14 protein-coding genes are annotated in these 17,902 nt (G+C 62.1%); 13 read left to right on the top strand and 1 reads right to left on the bottom strand.

Annotation, left to right across the window (positions count from 1 at the left end; translation table 11 throughout):
* Positions 1 to 82 precede the first annotated feature (82 nt).
* A complete protein-coding gene (locus NWP14_RS19120) occupies positions 83 to 1,180 on the top strand; it encodes a glycerol dehydrogenase (RefSeq protein WP_095099669.1) in 1,098 nt (365 codons plus the stop codon).
* 103 nt (positions 1,181 to 1,283) lie between these two features.
* A complete protein-coding gene (gene dhaR / locus NWP14_RS19115) occupies positions 1,284 to 3,197 on the top strand; it encodes a dihydroxyacetone kinase operon transcriptional regulator DhaR (protein ID WP_375215827.1) in 1,914 nt (637 codons plus the stop codon).
* 4 nt (positions 3,198 to 3,201) lie between these two features.
* On the opposite strand, the gene NWP14_RS19110 is transcribed toward dhaR, so the two are convergent.
* A complete protein-coding gene (locus NWP14_RS19110) occupies positions 3,202 to 3,990 on the bottom strand; it encodes a DeoR/GlpR family DNA-binding transcription regulator (RefSeq protein WP_375215826.1) in 789 nt (262 codons plus the stop codon).
* 130 nt (positions 3,991 to 4,120) lie between these two features.
* Here NWP14_RS19110 and NWP14_RS19105 point away from each other — a divergent pair, with 130 nt between their 5' ends.
* The 11 genes from NWP14_RS19105 to NWP14_RS19055 all read left to right on the top strand — a co-directional run bounded on the left by NWP14_RS19105 (position 4,121) and on the right by NWP14_RS19055 (position 17,899).
* Entirely contained in the window at positions 4,121 to 5,101 is a 981-nt protein-coding gene (locus NWP14_RS19105; RefSeq protein ID WP_375215825.1) for an ABC transporter substrate-binding protein, read from the top strand.
* A 3-nt stretch (positions 5,102 to 5,104) separates the two neighbouring features.
* The gene (locus NWP14_RS19100) at positions 5,105 to 6,817 is read left to right on the top strand and encodes an ABC transporter permease (RefSeq protein WP_375215824.1); all 1,713 of its coding nucleotides are present in this window, start codon (positions 5,105 to 5,107) and stop codon (positions 6,815 to 6,817) included.
* Positions 6,805 to 7,833: an ABC transporter ATP-binding protein gene (locus tag NWP14_RS19095; RefSeq protein WP_095099663.1), complete on the top strand. Its 1,029-nt coding sequence runs from the start codon at positions 6,805 to 6,807 to the stop codon at positions 7,831 to 7,833. Before NWP14_RS19100 ends, NWP14_RS19095 begins: the two co-directional genes overlap by 13 nt.
* Positions 7,830 to 8,897 (top strand): MBL fold metallo-hydrolase, encoded by a 1,068-nt coding sequence (locus tag NWP14_RS19090; RefSeq protein WP_375215823.1) that lies wholly within the window; start codon positions 7,830 to 7,832, stop codon positions 8,895 to 8,897. The genes NWP14_RS19095 and NWP14_RS19090 overlap by 4 nt, the downstream gene beginning before the upstream one ends.
* Positions 8,888 to 9,445, top strand: coding sequence for a histidine phosphatase family protein (locus NWP14_RS19085; protein WP_095099658.1), 558 nt, complete (start codon positions 8,888 to 8,890; stop codon positions 9,443 to 9,445). Before NWP14_RS19090 ends, NWP14_RS19085 begins: the two co-directional genes overlap by 10 nt.
* A gap of 277 nt (positions 9,446 to 9,722) precedes the next feature.
* Positions 9,723 to 10,220 carry an RNA polymerase sigma factor gene (locus NWP14_RS19080; protein WP_331834923.1) on the top strand — a complete coding sequence of 166 codons (498 nt, stop codon included), beginning with the start codon at positions 9,723 to 9,725 and terminating at the stop codon, positions 10,218 to 10,220.
* A gap of 73 nt (positions 10,221 to 10,293) precedes the next feature.
* Entirely contained in the window at positions 10,294 to 11,274 is a 981-nt protein-coding gene (locus NWP14_RS19075) for a FecR domain-containing protein (RefSeq protein ID WP_331834922.1), read from the top strand.
* A gap of 135 nt (positions 11,275 to 11,409) precedes the next feature.
* Positions 11,410 to 14,079: a TonB-dependent receptor gene (locus tag NWP14_RS19070; protein WP_241782845.1), complete on the top strand. Its 2,670-nt coding sequence runs from the start codon at positions 11,410 to 11,412 to the stop codon at positions 14,077 to 14,079.
* A gap of 78 nt (positions 14,080 to 14,157) precedes the next feature.
* Complete coding sequence (locus NWP14_RS19065; RefSeq protein ID WP_159237080.1) at positions 14,158 to 14,721, top strand: heme acquisition protein HasA; 564 nt, start codon at positions 14,158 to 14,160, stop codon at positions 14,719 to 14,721.
* 50 nt (positions 14,722 to 14,771) lie between these two features.
* Positions 14,772 to 16,574: a type I secretion system permease/ATPase gene (locus NWP14_RS19060; protein ID WP_095099648.1), complete on the top strand. Its 1,803-nt coding sequence runs from the start codon at positions 14,772 to 14,774 to the stop codon at positions 16,572 to 16,574.
* Positions 16,571 to 17,899, top strand: a complete 1,329-nt coding sequence (locus NWP14_RS19055) for an HlyD family type I secretion periplasmic adaptor subunit (protein ID WP_375215822.1) — start codon at positions 16,571 to 16,573, stop codon at positions 17,897 to 17,899. The genes NWP14_RS19060 and NWP14_RS19055 overlap by 4 nt, the downstream gene beginning before the upstream one ends.
* Positions 17,900 to 17,902 lie beyond the last annotated feature (3 nt).

The following is a 17,902-nucleotide window of genomic DNA, read 5'->3' as shown; positions in this document are numbered from 1 at the left end:
CGGTTTCTCCGCGCTGTCCGTGTTCAAACTGGCTACGCCAATTACGCCTGGTGGGATAGGCTCTTATTTGAGGATGAAAGGAATGCTAAAAGTTATTCAATCTCCAGCCAAATATCTCCAGGGACCTGATGCATCCACTCTGTTTGGCGAGTACGCCAAAAACCTGGCGGACAGCTTTTTCGTGATTGCCGATGACTTCGTCATGAAGCTGGCGGGAGACAAGGTGCTTAACGGCCTGCATAGCCACAATATTAGCTGCCATGCCGAGCGCTTTAACGGTGAATGCAGCCATGCGGAAATCAACCGCCTGATCGCGATTCTGCAGCAGCACGGCTGCCGCGGCGTGGTGGGGATTGGCGGCGGCAAGACCCTCGATACGGCGAAAGCCATCGGCTTTTACCAGAAGCTGCCGGTGGTGGTTATCCCCACCATCGCCTCGACCGATGCGCCAACCAGCGCGCTGTCGGTTATCTACAGCGAAGCGGGCGAGTTTGAAGAGTATCTGATCTATCCGAAAAACCCGGATATGGTGGTGATGGATACGGCGATTATCGCCAAAGCGCCGGTGCGCCTGCTGGTGGCCGGGATGGGCGATGCGCTCTCCACCTGGTTTGAAGCGAAGGCCTGTTTTGATGCCAGGGCAACCAGCATGGCGGGCGGGCAGTCCACAGCGGCGGCCTTGAGCCTGGCGCGCCTGTGCTATGATACGCTGCTGGCCGAGGGCGAAAAGGCGCGTCTTGCCGCCCAGGCGGGGGTGGTGACCGATGCCCTGGAACGCATCGTGGAAGCCAATACCTACCTCAGCGGTATCGGCTTTGAAAGCAGCGGCCTCGCCGGCGCGCATGCGATCCATAACGGCTTTACCATTCTGGAAGAGTGTCACCATCTGTACCACGGCGAAAAAGTGGCGTTTGGTACCCTGACCCAGCTGGTGCTACAAAACAGCCCGCTGGAAGAGATTGAAACGGTGCTGAACTTCTGCCAGAAAGTGGGCCTGCCGGTGACCCTTGCGCAAATGGGCGTGAAGGAGGGCATTGAAGGGAAAATTGCGGCCGTGGCGCAGGCGACCTGCGCGCCGGGCGAAACCATCCACAATATGCCGTTCCCGGTTACCGCCAGCAGCGTCTACGCCGCGATTCTGACCGCCGACCTGCTGGGGCAGCAGTGGCTGGCGCGGTGATAGCGTGCCGGTAAGTCTCTTCTCTGGAGAGTAAAGAGACCTCTTCTCCCCTTCGGCAGCTTCTGCCGGAGGGGTTGTCGTTTTTAACACAGCGGAAATGGATATGACTGCGCAGACTCAGAGCTTTTCTTCGGTGATAACCCAGTCATGGCATCGTTGCAGCAAGTTTATGCAGCGGGAAACCTGGCAGGCGCCGCACCAGGCGCAGGGGCTGACGTTTGAATCCATCTGTCGGCGCAAGACCGCGCTGCTGACGATTGGCCAGGCCGCGCTGGAGGATGCCTGGGAGTTTATGGATAACCGCCCCTGCGGGCTGTTTATCCTCGATGAGTCCTCCTGTATTCTCAGCCGCTGCGGCGATCCGCAAACCCTTGACCAGCTTGCTGAGCTGGGCTTTCGTGACGGCAGCTACTGCGCGGAAAGCATTATCGGCAGCTGCGCGCTCTCTTTGGCCTCGATGCTCGGACAGCCGGTGAAAACCGCCGGCGACAGCCACTTTAAGCAGGCGCTGCGGCCGTGGTCGTTCAGCTCGACGCCGGTGTTTGATAACCACGGCCGGCTGTTTGGATCGATCTCGCTGTGCTGCCTGACGGAACAGCAGGCGACGTCGGATTTATCGCTGACCCTCGCGATTGCCCGCGAGGTGGGGAACTCTCTGCTGACCGACAGCCTGCTGGCCGAGTCCAATCGGCACCTTAATCAGATGTACGGCCTGCTGGAAAGCATGGATGACGGGGTGATGGCGTGGAACGAGCAGGGGATTCTGCAGTTTCTCAACGCGCGGGCCGCGACGCTGCTGCATCTCGATGTGCAGGCCAGCCAGGGACGCAATATTAACGAGCTGGTGACGCTGCCGGCGCTGCTGCGCAGGGCGATTAAGCACGCGCGCGGGCTGAATCATGTGGAAGTCACCTTCGAAAGCCAGCACCAGTTTGTCGATGCCGTGATTACGCTGAAGCCGATTGTCGAAGAGCAGGGCAACAGCTTTATTCTGCTGCTGCACCCGGTGGAACAGATGCGCCAGCTGATGACCAGCCAGCTGGGCAAGGTGAGCCACACCTTTGAGCAGATGTCGGCGGACGATCCGGAAACCCGGCGCCTGATTCATTTTGGTCGCCAGGCGGCGAGAGGCGCTTTTCCTGTGCTGCTGTGCGGGGAAGAGGGCGTCGGCAAAGAGCTGCTCAGCCAGGCCATCCATAATGAAAGCGAGCGGGCGGGCGGCCCCTATATTGCGGTAAACTGCCAGCTGTACGCCGACGGCGCGCTCGGGCAGGATTTTATGGGCAGCGCGCCGACCGACGACGAAAACGGCCGCCTGAGCCGGCTGGAGCTGGCCAACGGCGGCACCCTGTTTCTGGAAAAAATCGAGTACCTGGCGCCGGAGCTGCAGTCGGCGCTGCTGCAGGTCATTAAGCAGGGCGTATTAACCCGCCTCGACGCCCGGCGCCTGATCCCGGTGGACGTGAAGGTGATCGCGACGACCACCGTCGACCTCGCCAACCTGGTGGAGCAGAACCGCTTTAGCCGCCAGCTGTACTACGCGCTGCACTCGTTTGAGATCGTGATTCCCCCGCTGCGGGCGCGGCGCAACAGCATCACCTCGCTGGTGCATAACCGTCTGCGGAGCCTGGAAAAGCGCTTCTCGTCGCGCCTGAAGGTGGACGATGACGCCCTGGCGCAGCTGGTGAACTACTCCTGGCCGGGAAATGATTTTGAACTGAACAGCATTATTGAAAACGTCGCGATCAGCAGCGACAACGGGCACGTTCGCCTGAGCAACCTGCCGGAGTACCTGTTTACCGAACGTACCGGCACCGACACCTCCTCTTCGCTGCTCCCTGCCAGCCTGACGTTTAGCGCCATTGAAAAAGAGGCGATTATCCACGCCGCCCGCGTGACCAGCGGCCGGGTCCAGGAGATGTCGCAGCTGCTGAATATCGGGCGTACCACGCTGTGGCGCAAGATGAAGCAGTATGACATCGACGCCGGCCAGTTTAAGCGTAAACATCTGGAGTAGACGCCTACTCGCCGTACGGCGTCAGGGCAGCGGCGGCGTCGCGGCACAGCCACTGCGTCCGGCGCTGGGCCAGCCCCGTACGCTGCTGCGCCGTCGGGGGACGCTCGCTGACGACATAGTCAAAATCGCCGACGTGGCCGTTGCGGCACAGCGCCGTGCGGCCAAACTTGGTGCTGTCGATCGCCAGCACCGTGACGTCCGCGCCGGCGGTTAACGCCCGCCGCGCCACCACTTCATCATCGTTAAAATCGTACAGCTCGCCGGCTTCGTCGATGCCGCCGACGGACACCACGCCAATATCAACCCGGTAGCGGCTAAAGAACGCCAGGGCGTCGCCGCCGATAATATCCAGATCGCGCTTGCGGATACGTCCTCCGGCTATCGTCAGCGCGCAGTCGGGAAGCTGGCTGAGCGGCTGTGCCGCGTGCAGGTTATTGGTGAAGACGGCGAGAGAAACGCTCTTCGGCAGGGCGTGCGCCACCATCTCCACCGTGGTGCCGGTGCCGAGGAAGCAGCTTTGCGCCCCGCAGAGCAGCCGCGCAACCTGCTCGCCAATCCAGCGTTTGCCGTTGATATTGACGATCTCCCGCTGCTGATAAGCGATGTTTTCGCGCGCGAAAGGCGCGACCAGGCCGTGGCGGCGCAGCAGCAGCCCCTGCGCCGTTAAGTCACGCAGATCGCTGCGTATGGTCTGCAGCGATACGCCAAAGTGTCTGGAGAGCGCTTCAATGCTGATTTCGCCGCGTTCTGTCGCCAGGGCGACAATGGCGCTGCGACGGGTTTCCGGTGTCATATTCCCTTCCTGCCACGCTATTTTCGGCCATGCTAGCGCGGCAATATGAAACTATGACTACGAAAGAAAGTGGTCATATTTTTGTCAGATTCCCTTGTTTTAATCGTCGCAACGAAAACACGGGGACGGAATGATGAATAACAAAAACGCGCTGGCGGCGATACTGCTGACCATCATGAGCGCATCGGCTTTTGCCAAATCGACGCTGACGCTCTACACCAGCCAGCCCAACGAAGATGCGCAGACCACCGTCAGCGCCTTTGAAAAAGCGCATCCTGACATTGAGGTGAAATGGATCCGTGACGGAACCACCAAGCTGACCGCTCGCCTGCAGGCCGAGCTCGCCGCCGGCGCCGCCGCGCCGGACGTGCTGCTGATCGCCGATAGCGTCACTATGGAAGCCCTGAAGCAGCAGAATTTACTGGCCGGCTATCGCTCGCCGCAGGCTGGCCGCTTTGACGCGCAGCTGTATGATAAAGACGGCTACTACTACGGCACCAAGCTGATCACCACCGGCATCGCCTGGAATACTAAAGCGCCGGTTAAACCGACCTCCTGGCTGGATCTCCTGAAGCCGGAGCTGAAGAACATGACCACGCTGCCCAGCCCGCTTTACTCCGGCGCGGCGCAAATCCATCAGGCCACGCTGATGAACGCTCCCGATCTCGGCTGGCAATACTACGAGAAGCTAAAAGCGAACGGCGCGATGCCGCAAAGCGGCAACGGCGCGGTGATGAACGCCATCGCTTCCGGCAGCAAGGCTTACGGCGTGCTGGTGGATTACATGGCCATTCGCGAAAAGGCCAAGGGCGCGCCCATCGGGTTTACCTTCCCGAAAGAGGGCGTCAGCATCGTGACCGAGCCGGTAGCGATGCTGAAGAGTGCGAAAAACCCGCAGGGCGCAAAGGCGTTTATCGATTTCTTACTCTCGACCGAGGGGCAGAAGCTGGTGCTGCAGCAGGGCTACCTGCCGGCCGATGCTTCGCTGCCGGTACCTGAGGGCTTCCCGCCGCGCGACAGCATTAAGCTGATGCCGTTCGACGCCGCCAAAGCGCTGGCCGATACCGAGGCTAACAAAAAGCGCTTTGCCGACCTGTTCGGCAGCCGTTAATTGATGAGCGATATGACTCTGCGGCAAAACGCCGGCGGCAGCTCGCTGAAGGGGCTGCTGTGGCTATTATTAAGCCTCGTGGCGCTGGTCAGCCTGCTGCCCAGCCTGCGCCTGCTTATCGCGGCGCTGATCGACTGGCGGCAGGGCAGCGACAGCAGCCTGTGGCGCGTGCTGAGCAATCCCGCCACCTGGACCGCGCTGTATAACAGCCTGTATACCAGCGGGCTGGGAACGCTGATCTCGCTGCTGCTTGGCAGCCTGTTCGCCTTTTGCCTGGCGTTGACCAATATCCGCTTTAAGCCGGTGTGGGTGTTCCTGTTTATGCTGCCGATGATGATCCCGCCGCAGGTCACCGCCCTGAGCTGGCTGCAGCTCTTCGGGCCGAGCAGCATTCTGCTCAACAGCATCGGCCTGGCGCCGGGATTTGGCAGCGCTAATCCGCTCTACTCCGCCGAGGGCATCGCCCTGCTGCTCGGCATTCAGCATGCGCCGCTGGTGTTTCTGGCCCTGCGCACGCAGCTGCAGTGCCTGCCGAAGGAGCATATCGAAGCGGCCAGGCTCAACGGCGCCTCGCTGTGGCGGGTCTTTTTCGATATCATGCTGCCGCTGTGCCGCACGGCGTTATGGGGCGGGGCGGCGATTGCTTTTGTTTCCGCGCTCGGCAACTTCGGTATTCCGGCGATGCTGGGGATCCCGATCTCTTTGTTTGTGCTGCCGGTCTATATCTACCAGACGCTCTCCAGCTTCGGCCCGTCGATGCTTAATGAGGTGGCGGCGCTGTCGGTGCTGATGGGCGTGCTGGCGATCGGGATTGTTATCGTCCAGGGCCATATGCAGCGCCGCTACGCGCTGCCGCTGATTGGGATGGCGGGGCGCGCGCTGGGGTTCTCGCTGGGTAAGTGGCGGCTGGCGACGGAGGCGCTGCTGGGCGTCGTGCTGTTCGCTATTCTGGTCGCGCCGCTGCTGGCGCTGATCGCCACCTCGCTGGTGCCGACGCTCGGCGTGCCGCTCAACGGCGAGACGCTGACCTTTGCCGCCTGGCGCGGAGTCGTTGATGCGCAGAGCGCCACCTGGCGGGCGCTGAGCAATAGCATGCTGCTCTCGATTAGCGCCGCGGCGGTGCTGATGCTGCTCAGCCTGCCGCTGGCGTGGCTGCTGGTGCGCCATCCTTCCCGGCCGCTGCGCTGGCTGCACAACCTTATCGATATTCCCTACACCCTGCCCGGCGTGGTGCTGGCGATTGCCTGCATTCTGCTGTTTGCCCGCCCGCTGCCGCTGCTGAATATCAGCCTCATCGGGACGCTGACGATTATCTTTTTCGCCTATCTTGCCCGTTTTCTCACCGTCTGCCTGAAGCCGGTACACAACAGCATGCTGCAGCTGGACCCGGCGATGGAGGAGGCCGCCAGCCTCGCCGGAGCGAACGTTTCGCAGCGCCTGCGCCACATCGTACTGCCGCTGATGGCGCCGGCGGCGTTTGCCGGCGCGCTGCTGGTGTTCCTCTCCGCCGTCAACGAGCTGACGGTATCGGCGCTGCTGTGGAGCGCCGGGAAAGAGACGCTGGGGGTGATGATTTTCAATCTTGATGAGAGCGGAGATAAGGTGCTGGCGTCGGCGGTTTCGGTACTGGTGGTGGCGCTGGTGGCGGTGGTGATGCTGCTGCTCAGCGCGCTCGGCAGATATTTACCCAAAGGAGTGATTCCATGGCAGAACTGAGGCTGGAGCGGCTCAGTAAAGTATTTGGCAACCAGACCGTGGTACGGGATCTCAATCTGACCATCCCGCAGGGCGCCTTCACCGCGCTGCTGGGGCCGAGCGGCTGCGGTAAAACCACCACGCTGCGCATTCTTGCCGGCCTTGAGCAGCTTAGCGATGGACGCCTGCTGCTGGGCGATCGCCTGCTGGCGGATACTGCCGTCCATTTGCCGCCGGAACAGCGCGATATGGGGATGGTGTTTCAGTCCTACGCCCTGTGGCCGCACATGACCGTGGCGGAGAACGTCGGCTATCCGCTCAGGCTGCGTAAAGTTAACGGCGCCGCCCGGCAGAAGCGGGTGATGGAGGCGCTGGAGGTGGTCGAGCTCGGGGCCTATGCCGGGCGTTCGCCGCAGGAGCTGAGCGGCGGCCAGCGTCAGCGGGTGGCGCTGGCGCGCTGTCTGGTCTCCGAACCGCAGGTGGTGCTGCTGGATGAACCGCTGGCGAACCTCGATCGGCACCTGCGCGCGACGATGGAGCAGACGTTCCGGGAATTTCACCGCCGTACCGGCGCCACCTTTGTCTACGTGACGCACGATCAGGCGGAAGCGATGGCGCTGGCCAGCCACATCGCGGTGATGCATCAGGGCGCGTTAATGCAGTGGGGCGCGCCGCAGGAGCTCTATCAGCAGCCGCAAAACGCCTGGGTGGCGCGCTTTATCGGTAAGGGGCAGGTGCTGTCGCTGGCGATACCCGGCCAGCAGCGCCAGCTGGACTGCGCCCTGCTGCATGAGGGATTTTCCGCGGGCCAGCATGCGGCAGCGCAGCCGGTGCTGGTGCGCCCGGAACACGTGCAGCTCGCGGAGAGCGGGCTGAGCGCGGAGGTGGAAAACTGTATCTATCAGGGAGAGCGTTATCTGGTGGATTTGCGCCTCGCTGACGGGCAGTCGCTGAGCGCCTTCCACCACTCGCCGCTGCAGGCGCAGCAGAGCGTCCGCGTACGGCTGACCCAGGGCTGGCGTCTGGAGGCGGCGTGAAGGGCGTGAAGATCGAAATCATTAGCGGCTTAAACCGCAAGGCTCCGGCGGCTATTTTGCTGAGCACGCCGCGCCAGCGCATCCTGCTGGATGCCGGCGGCGCGCTGGAGCCGGATGAGGCGCCGTGGCCGGTCCCGGCGGATATCGACGCGATTCTGCTAAGCCACGATCATGTGGATCATATTGCCGGGCTGAGCCGTCTGCCGGCGGAAATTCCCATCTACTGCAGCGCCGTCACCGCCCAGGCGCTGCCTGCGGGGCGCAACGTCCACCCGGTAGCGGTGCGCGGTCAGTTTTCCCTCGGCGAGATAACCGTGACCACCGGCAGCTGCGGCCACGCCTGGGGCGGGATGTGGTTCCATCTGAACGTGGCGGGCGGCCTGTTTTACAGCGGTGATATCAGTATGGAATCCCTGCTGTTCCGCTTTGATGTTCCGCCTCCCGCGCGCCTGGCGCTGGTGGATGCCTCCTACGGTTTATACGATGTGCCGCAAAGCCGGCAGCGGGAAAAACTGCGCGCGCATCTGCTGCAGCCGACCCTATGCCCGGTGCCGCCTTCCGGACGCGCCGCCGAGCTGGCGCTGTTTATGGCCCGCGAGCGGCGGCCGGACGTCGCCATGGACGCCGCCTGCCTGAGCATGCTGGCGCAGATGGCGGAGCATGACGATGGCAGCCTGCAGCATGGCGTCGCCGCAGAGCTGCGGGCGCTGGCCGCGGCGCTTCCGGTCTTTTCGCCCCACGCGCCGCTGGTATTGGCCGCCGACCCCGACGGCATGAGCGGCATGGCGGGCGCGCTGCGGGCACGGGAGGATTTTCAGCATCGAACCCTGTTTACCGGCCACCTGAATCAGCTCGCTCACCAGCAGTGGCTGGCAGGCGACGTCGATTTTTGCCGCTGGAATGTGCACCCCACCGTCAGCTGTCTGCAAACGCTGATCTCTCAGCTCTCCTGCCGCTATTTCGCGCCGCTGTTTACCGCCATTGACAACCCGCTTCTGTGGCAGCAGGCGCTGGGCTGCCAAATCATGACTCATCCGACGATCGAGATGGAACTATGCCAATAATCTGTAAGCCTTTTGTCTTCGTTCGCCACGGCGAAACGGCCCTTAACCGGGATAAATTAATCGGCGGAAGCACGGACGTACCGCTCACCGAAGAGGGCGAGCTGCAGGCGCAGGAGGTTCGTCCGCTGCTGGGGCGCTATCGCTGGAACGGCATCGCCGTCAGCCCGCTGCTGCGCGCGCGACAAACGGCCGAGCTGGCGCTCCCCGACGTGCCCTATACGGTGTTCGACGATCTGCGCGAGCGGGACTGGGGGGAGTTAGAACGGCGTCCGTGGAGCGAACAGCCGCCGTATGAAGAGACGCCGCCGGGCGGGGAAAGCTGGGAAGCGTTTTGCCACCGGGTGACCGGCGCGCTAAATACGATCCTGACGCAGTACGAGCGCCCGTTGATTATCGCCCATTCCGGCGTGTTTCGGGTGCTGCGCCGCCATGCGCTCGGTACGCCCTACGGCATCCGGCTTGGTAACGTGGTGCCGATGTGGATTTCACCCGGACAGCAGCCGAATGAGTGGCGCATCGTTCCGCTGGAGGAAGCCGACGAGCGCTAAGCTCGCGAGAGCGGGGATGATGCTGGCGGGATCGCCAATAAACTCGGTCCGGAACCGCCGCTCCCGTTAACGCCGCGCGCAGCCTCGATTCACCGCTTTACCCGCCCGCCTGACCTCGAAAATAGGCCATGATTGATAAAGCTGGCGCCGGCCGGTTGCCGGCGCCAGCTTCCCTCCGAACTCTTCCGACGCAGATGCGGCTAAAAAGCTTATTGAAAATGAGAATCATTTATGTGATTTATAGTGGCTTTGATGCAGGCTCTTCAGGGAAAAGTTAATGTCCAATATTGAGCTGCAGGTGCTGTTTGAGCGTCATGCCCAGCCGCTGTTGGCGTATCTGAAAAGCCAACTGCACGATGCGCAGCTGGCTGACGATTTGATGCAGGAGAGTTTTGCCCGCCTCTCCGAACATTATCCACAGGGAAAAATTCAGGACAGTGAATCCTATCTGTTCCGTACGGCGAGGAATCTGCTGTTCGATCATTACCGTCAGCAGCAGCGGCGGCAAACCATGGCGTTCAGCGATGATGAGATGGCCCACTTTCCCAGCGACGATCCGGGCGCTGAACAGCGCGCGATTGACCAGCAGCAGGTTGAGAGGATTATCGGCCAGCTGCTGAATCTGCCGGAACGGACGCAGGCTATTTTTCGTCTTAGCCGGCTTGAGGGGCTGCCGCAGGCGGAAATTGCGACGCGGCTGGGCGTATCGCTCAGCACCGTAGAAAAACATCTGGCGCAGGCGCTGGCAACCCTGATGTGCGGAATACAGAAATAATGGCATTTTTTTTACGGGTTTTACCTGGTTCAAACGTCTTAATGATTAACCCGGATAGTCAGGAAGCAGTGAAATGAGTCAGTTGAGTGAGGCAATACGTCAGCAGGCCGCGCTATGGGCTGTGAAAATGGCCGAGCGGTCGCTGACGGATGATGAGGAGCGGGCGATGGTCGCGTGGCGGGATGCAGATCCGCAGCATGCCGACGCGCTGATTCAGGCGCAGCAGCTGTGGCTTATGCTCGGAACATTGCCGCGATCGGCCCCGGCCGCCTGCGGAGCGGATACGCTATCTCCCACGGTGGTTCCTTTGCCTTTGCCCGTTCCGCCGGCGGCGATCGCTCGTCCCCGCTGGCGCCACTGGGCGACGGCCGCCGTCGTCGTGCTGGCGTCCCTGCCGGTACTGTTGATGCTTCCCGACGCCTGGCTGCGCTGGCAGGCCGATTATTACACCGCCGCCGGCGAAATTCGCCAGGTGACGCTGCCGGACGGCAGCCGGGTCGATCTCGATAGCCGCAGCGCCATCGAGCTGCATTTCAATGCAAAGGAGCGGCGCGTTACGCTCCTCTCCGGACACGCCTGGTTTACCGTGGCCCCGGTCGGCGCCAGCGAGATGCGCCCCTTTCGCGTAGAGGCGAACGGCGGCATTACGCAGGCATTAGGGACGCAGTTCAGCGTCGATATTGACGGCAGCGGAGCGGACGTGGCGGTGCATGAGCACAGCGTGCGGGTCAGCTATAAAGGGCAATCGCTGGTGCTGGCTGAACGGCAGGGCGCGCGCTATGCCGATAATAGCCTGACGCGGCGGCCGGTTTCGCCGGCGCAGTTCGCCTGGCGGCGCGGCTGGCTGATTATCGACAAGCAGCCGGTAAGCGAGGCGGTGGCGCAGATAAATCGCTACCAGAACCAAACGGTTATCGTCGTCAACCCGACGTTGAGAAAGCGGACCGTCAGCGGCGCTTTCGCGCTCAAGCAGCCTGAACGCGCCGTTGAAACCCTGCGCCAGACGCTGGGGGCGAAGCAGGTGACGCTGCCGGGAATGACGCTCCTGTACTAGGTCCTGCGGGGGTTTTTGTGGCCCCATTTTTATATTTTTACTTTTTCTAAAAAATTTTTACGGGTTTGTGTACGTCGTTCGTCTTTATTGTTGAATGAGATTGATTACCATTATCAACGATAATCGAGTACACACATGCACCCATTACAGCCCCAATTTTGCAAAAGCCGTCGTCGCCTTGCTTTTGCCATATCGCTGACGTTAGCGCTGACCGCGCCTGCGCTAAGCCAGGCCGCGTCGGCGGCAACGGAAGCGGTAAAACAGAGCAAAACTTTCGCTATTCCCCCGCAATCCCTGCAAAGCGCGCTGCTACGATTTGGCGAGCAGTCCGGCGTGCAGATCTTTTTTGAAGACCGCACGGTGCAGGGGATGAAGTCGCAGTCGCTGAACGGCACGATGCCGATCGCCGCCGCGCTACGTCAGCTGATTGGCAACAACGCCGTGGCGCCGGAATTTACCGCCGACGGGCAGATTATTCTCCGCACGAAGCGCGCCGATGAAACCCGCATCGGCGGGCCGGTGAATGACGATACCTTGACCGTTACCGCCACCTTAAATTATTCCGCGGATGACTGGGTCTACGAACAGCCTCGCTCCGTCAGCGTGATCGACCGCAAGAAGATGGACGACCGGCCGGCTCGGCACGCGGCGGATATCCTCGAACAGACCGCCGGCGTTTACTCCAGCGTGAGCCAGCAGGATCCGGCCCTGTCGGTGAATATTCGCGGGATGCAGGACTATGGCCGGGTCAACATGAACATCGACGGGATGCGGCAGAATTTCCAGAAAAGCGGCCACGGTCAGCGTAATGGCACCATGTATATCGATCCGGAGCTGCTGAGCGGGGTCACCGTCGAAAAAGGCACCACCGGCGGCATGGGCAGCGCCGGCACGCTGGGCGGCATCGCCACCTTTAACACCCTGAATGCCAGCGATTTTATCTATGACGGCAAAGAGCTGGGCGGCAAGCTGCACGCCAGCACCGGCGATAACGGCACCCGCTTTATCGGCAGCGGCGCGCTGGCGTGGGGCAATGAGACGGGGGATATTCTGCTGGCCGCCAGCGAGCGCCACCTGAGCGATTACTGGCCGGGTAATAAAGGCGATATCGGCGACATTCGCGTCAACAACGACACCGGCAACTACGATCGCTATGCCAGCGCCTTAAAAAACAATCAGATTACCGATAGCCGCTACAAGATGCTGTCGCGTATGGCGAAGGTGGGCTGGAATCTGCCCGCTAACCAGCGTCTGCAGCTGAGCTATCTGCAAACCCAGGTGAGCTCGCCGACGGCCAGCACCCTGACCGCCGTCGGTGAAGGCGATGACCGGACGCTGGGCTGGAAGCAGAGCGGCTACGACGTGGTGATGGCGCGCAACGTCGCCCTCGACTACAGCCTCGCGCCCTACGATCGCGACTGGCTCGATCTGCACGCCAAGCTCTACTACGTCGATACCGACTCGAACAGCGATACTTACGGCAGCGGGACGACGGACGATTACTGGACGCAAACCCGCCTGCGCACCTACGGCGCCCAGCTGCAAAACACCTCGCACTTCTCGCTGGCCGCGGAGCATACGCTGAAGGCGAACTACGGCGCCGAGTTTTACTATGACAAAGCCACCAGCCGCTCAACGTCTGAGGATATGGAGGGCGTGACGCCCGGCGGAAATCGGTCGATATTCAGCCTGTTCTCCACGCTGACCTACGAGTACGACGACTGGCTCACCGTCGAAGGCGGGCTGCGCTATGACCGCTATCGTCTGCGCGGCACCACCGGCATGAACTACCCCGAAGCGACCTACACCATTGATAATCCCTGCACCTCGCGTCGTCTGAGCGGCTGCCTCATTTCCAGCTCTTACCATGAATGGCTGGTGGATCGCGAAGAGTCGCGCGTCTCGCCGACGCTGGCGCTGGCGGTGAAGCCGGGCGTCGACTGGCTGGAGCTGTATACCACCTACGGCCGCTCCTGGCGTCCGCCGGCCATCACTGAAACCCTGACCAGCGGCAGCGCCCACGGCGACTCCACGCAGTACCCCAACCCGTTCCTGCAGGCGGAACGCTCCCGCGCCTGGGAAGTGGGGGTGAACCTGCTGAAAGGCGGTCTGCTGCAGGAGGAGGATCGCCTGGCGGTCAAAGTGGCCTACTTCGATACCAAGGTGTCGAACTATATCAGCATGGCGATTAACCGCGAAAAGCCGGGCATCACGCAGCCGGGGCTGGGCAACACCGCGTACGTCAATAACCTCAACAGCACCCGTTTCCGCGGGATCGAGTATCAGCTGAATTACGATGCGGGCTTTGTTTATACCGATTTCACCTACACGCACATGATCGGTAAAAACGAGTTTTGCTCGCGGAAAGCGTGGCTGGGCGGGAAGCAGCAGGGCGCCGGCAGCGCCAATAACTGGTACTGGGAAGATAATGATGAGGCGAACAACTTCGTGACCTGCGACGGCGGCAGCCAGTTCAGCTCCGCCGCGTTCCTCCCCGGCGATCGCGGCTCGTTTACCCTCGGCGGACGCGCCTTTGACCGCAAGCTCGACGCCGGCGTCACGGTGCGTTTTGCGCCGGGCTATCAGGATCACAGCGTGCCGACCAACTATCCCTATCTGGCCGACTGGCCGCGCTACACCCTGTTTGACCTTTACGCCAGCTACCGCGTGACTGACAACCTGACGCTGCGCGGCTCCGTGGAGAACGTCTCCAACCGCGCCTACGTGGTCAGCTACGGCGAAACCCTGGGCAATACCTTAGGCCGCGGCCGCACCGTGCAGGGTGGCATCGAATACCGCTTTTAACCCCCGTATGACGCGGCGCAGTTCGGGCGTGCTCTGCACGTAAAAAGGCCGCGATATCTGTAATATCAGGAGACCAATATGGCATTTTCAGTGGATTACGACAGCTCTGTAGGCAGCTATAGCATTCATGATTATCTGGCTGAATGGTCAGCCACGTTTGGTGACGTTAACCATACCAACGGTAACGTGGACGATAGCAACTCCGGCGGCTTCTACGGCGGTGCGCTGTCAGGAAGCCAGTACGCTATCACCAGTACCGCGAATAACATCACCTCATTCGTGGCGGAAGGAAACTTAACCTATACCCTGTTTGCCGACCCGGCGCACACGCTGTACGGCTCCCTTGACGGCCTGTCGTTCGGCGACGGCCTGCAGGGCGGCAGCTCTTCGCCGTACAACATCCAGGCGCTGGACGTTAGCTTCAGCGGACTGGGCCTGAGCAGCGCGCAGTCCGAAGGTCATGACGGCATCGTGCATGAGGTGGTTTATGGCCTGATGTCCGGCGATACCAGCGCGCTGGAAACCGCGCTGAACGGCATCCTCGACCAGTACAACCTGAGCATCGATTCGACCTTCGATCAGATCGCGGCGGTCGTGGGCTCATCGGCAACCGCAGACCATACGGACCTGCTGGCGGCATAACCCTACCGTTTCCCCGCTGCGGCGGGGAAACGGTTCAGGCAGGAGAAAGAATGAGCGAAACTCAGGTGCCTCAGGCGGGACGGCAGGAGATCCTGGCGGCGTTAGCGACCTGCCGGCGTGGCTTCTGGTGCGTGGCGCTGTTCACCGCCGCGATCAATATTCTGATGCTTTCCCCGGCGCTGTATATGCTGCAGGTCTACGATCGCGTTCTGCCGTCCGGCAACCTTATGACGCTGACGATGCTGACCTTGATGATCGTCGGGCTGCTGCTGTTTCTTGGCCTGATGGAATGGGTGCGCAGCGGGCTGGTCATCCGCCTCGGCGCGCAGCTGGATATGCGTCTCAACGCGCGGGTTTTTGACGCCGCGTTTGGCACCAACCTGAAAACGGGTAATGTTCTGGCAGGCCAGGCGTTAAACGATCTCACCAGTTTACGGCAGTTCGCGACCGGCAGCGCGCTGTTCGCCTTTTTTGACGCCCCCTGGTTTCCCCTCTATCTGCTGGTGGTTTATCTGCTGCATCCGTGGCTTGGCGTTCTGGCGACCCTCGGCGCGGCGCTGCTGTTGGCGCTGGCCTGGCTCAATCTGCGCTTAAGCCAGCCGCTGCTGGAGCGGGCGGGAAAGGTAGCGCTCCACGCCAGCCAGCGGGCCAACGGCCAGCTGCGGCAGGCCGAAGCGATAGAAGCGATGGGGATGCTGCAAACCCTGCGTCAGCGCTGGCGCTGCCAGCACGCAGAGTTTTTACATTTGCAAAGCCGCGGTAGCGAGAGAATGGCGCTGATCACCTCCCTGACGCGTACGCTGCGGCTGGCTCTGCAGTCGCTGATGCTCGGCTGCGGCGCGCTGCTGGCGGTCAACGGCGATATCACCTCCGGCATGATGATCGCCGGCTCGATCCTGATTGGCCGCGTGCTGGGGCCTATCGATCAGCTGATCGGCAGCTGGAAGCAGTGGCTGGCGGCCCGCGAAGCCTGGCAGCGGCTGCAGGTGCTGCTGGCCGCGAATCCGCCGCAGCCCGAGCGTTTACCGCTGCCCGCGCCGCAGGGACATTTACGCGTTGAGCAGCTGACGATTACGGCGCCGGGAGGCCGTCAGCCGATATTGATGCAGCTGCAGTTTTCGCTGGCTGCCGGCACCGTTCTGGGGGTGATTGGCGCATCCGGTTCGGGTAAAACGCAGCTGATGAAGCAGCTGGTCGGCGTGCAGAAACCGCTATCCGGCAGCGTGCGGCTGGACGATGCTGAAATCCATCAGTGGGATAAAACGGCGCTGGGTCCGCATATCGGCTATCTGCCGCAGGATATCCAGCTGTTTGCCGGAACGCTGGCGGAAAACATCGCCCGTTTTGGCGAGGTGGATGCCGATAGCGTGGTGCTGGCCGCGCAGATGGCCGGTATCCACGCGCTGATTTTACGCCTGCCGCAGGGCTATGACACGGTGCTGGGCGAAGGCGGCAGCGGTCTGTCGGGCGGTCAGCGTCAGCGGGTGGCGCTCGCCCGCGCGCTCTATGGTTTACCGGCCCTGGTGGTGCTGGACGAGCCGAACGCCAACCTTGATAAAGAGGGCGAAGCGGCGCTGCAGCAGGCGATTCTGACCCTGAAAGAGAAAGGGAAAAGCGTGGTTCTGGTGACGCACAAACCGGCTATTCTGGCGATTACCGATCGTCTGCTGGTGCTGGCCGCCGGCAGAATGCAGCACGAAGGCCCGAGCGCCGAGGTGTTGAAAAAGCTGCCGGGCATGGCCGGCGCGCCGACCTCCGGCGCGGTGACGCCGATCGGCGCGGGCCGGCACGGCGGTTTTAACGTGGGCTATACCGCGGTGCAGCCGCGGGTACGCGCTGAGGGTAAATTATGAGAGCGCTGACGCAGCCCGAACAGCTGGCCTGGTATGAAGGGTCGTTCAGCGAACGCGCCTATTTACGCTGGGGATTGTGGCTGGTGATCGTCGGATTCGGCGGGTTTCTCTGCTGGGCCAGCTTCGCGCCGCTCGACCGCGGCGTGCCGGTTTCCGGCAGCGTGGTGGTGACGGGAAACCGTAAAGCGGTACAGCATCCCGGCGGCGGGGTGATTGCGCAGCTGCGCGTCCACGATGGCGAGAAGGTGCAGGCAGGCCAGGTGCTGGTGGTGATGAATACCGTGACTACGCAAACCCGACGCGACGCGCTGCAAAGCCAGCTGCGCAGCCTGCAGCTGCAAATGGCGCGCTGGGCGGCGGAACGAACGGGTGAGAGCGAAATCGTGCTGCTGCCCGAGCTGGCGGCGGTCAGGGATGAACCGGAGGTGGTGGAGCAGCTGGCGCTGCAGCGTCAGCTGTTAATCAACCGTCGCGCCGCCCTGCGCAGCGAGCTGGCGGCCATTGATGAAGGCGTGGCCGGTACCCAGGCGCTGCTCAGCGGCATGCAGTCTCTACTGAGCAGCAAGCAGCAGCAAAAGCGTCTGCTCAACGAGCAGCTATCCGGCATCCGGGGGCTGGCCGCGAAGGGCTACGTGGCGCGTAATCAGCTGCTGTCGATGGAGGGGGAGCTTGCCAGCGTGGAGGGGGAGATTTCACAAACCCACGGCAGCATCGGGCGGCTGCAGCGGCAGGCGATCGAGCTGCGGCTGCAGGCGCAGCAGCGTCGGGATGAGTACAGTAAAGAGGTGAATACCCAGCTGGCGGACGGCCAGGTGCAGATCGCCGCGCTGAAAAACCAGCTGGAGAAAGCGCAGGCCGATCTGCAGGATACGCAGATTAAGGCACCGGTGGCGGGAACGGTGGTCGGCATGGCGGTATTTACCGAGGGCGGCGTTATTCAGGCCGGGCAGCAGCTGATGGAGATCGTGCCGGAGGATTCGCCGATGGAGGTCGAAGCCCGCGTGCCGGTCGAGCTGATCGATAAGGTGCATCAGGCCCTGCCGGTGGAGCTGCTATTTTCAGCCTTCGATCAAAGCACCACGCCGCGCGTGGCGGGGGAGGTCACGATGGTCGGCGCGGACCGCCTGGTCGATGAACAAACCGGGAAGCCCTATTACGCGCTCCGCGTTAAGGTCACGCAGGAGGGGATGGACAAGCTGCAGGGATTAACGATTCGACCCGGCATGCCGGTTGAAGGGTTTATCCGCACCGGCGAGCGTTCGCTGATGAACTATCTGCTGAAGCCGCTGACCGACCGCCTGCATCTGGCGCTGACCGAATCCTGACGG

The sequence above is a fragment of the Klebsiella sp. C349492 genome, assembly GCF_042055345.1.
Classification (GTDB): Bacteria; Pseudomonadota; Gammaproteobacteria; order Enterobacterales; family Enterobacteriaceae; genus Klebsiella; species Klebsiella scottii.
This window is presented reverse-complemented; position numbering and strand designations above follow the sequence as displayed.

Bases quoted from the DNA above. Each gene is read 5' to 3' on its own strand.
- dhaR (WP_375215827.1), top strand. From the start codon at position 1,284: ATGACTGCGCAGACTCAGAGCTTTTCTTCGGTGATAACCCAGTCATGG.
- NWP14_RS19085 (WP_095099658.1), top strand. From the start codon at position 8,888: ATGCCAATAATCTGTAAGCCTTTTGTCTTCGTTCGCCACGGCGAAACG.
- NWP14_RS19055 (WP_375215822.1), top strand. From the start codon at position 16,571: ATGAGAGCGCTGACGCAGCCCGAACAGCTGGCCTGGTATGAAGGGTCG.
- NWP14_RS19110 (WP_375215826.1), bottom strand. From the start codon at position 3,990: ATGACACCGGAAACCCGTCGCAGCGCCATTGTCGCCCTGGCGACAGAA.
- NWP14_RS19080 (WP_331834923.1), top strand. From the start codon at position 9,723: ATGTCCAATATTGAGCTGCAGGTGCTGTTTGAGCGTCATGCCCAGCCG.
- NWP14_RS19060 (WP_095099648.1), top strand. From the start codon at position 14,772: ATGAGCGAAACTCAGGTGCCTCAGGCGGGACGGCAGGAGATCCTGGCG.
- NWP14_RS19095 (WP_095099663.1), top strand. From the start codon at position 6,805: ATGGCAGAACTGAGGCTGGAGCGGCTCAGTAAAGTATTTGGCAACCAG.
- NWP14_RS19070 (WP_241782845.1), top strand. From the start codon at position 11,410: ATGCACCCATTACAGCCCCAATTTTGCAAAAGCCGTCGTCGCCTTGCT.
- NWP14_RS19105 (WP_375215825.1), top strand. From the start codon at position 4,121: ATGATGAATAACAAAAACGCGCTGGCGGCGATACTGCTGACCATCATG.
- NWP14_RS19100 (WP_375215824.1), top strand. From the start codon at position 5,105: ATGAGCGATATGACTCTGCGGCAAAACGCCGGCGGCAGCTCGCTGAAG.
- NWP14_RS19065 (WP_159237080.1), top strand. From the start codon at position 14,158: ATGGCATTTTCAGTGGATTACGACAGCTCTGTAGGCAGCTATAGCATT.
- NWP14_RS19120 (WP_095099669.1), top strand. From the start codon at position 83: ATGCTAAAAGTTATTCAATCTCCAGCCAAATATCTCCAGGGACCTGAT.
- NWP14_RS19075 (WP_331834922.1), top strand. From the start codon at position 10,294: ATGAGTCAGTTGAGTGAGGCAATACGTCAGCAGGCCGCGCTATGGGCT.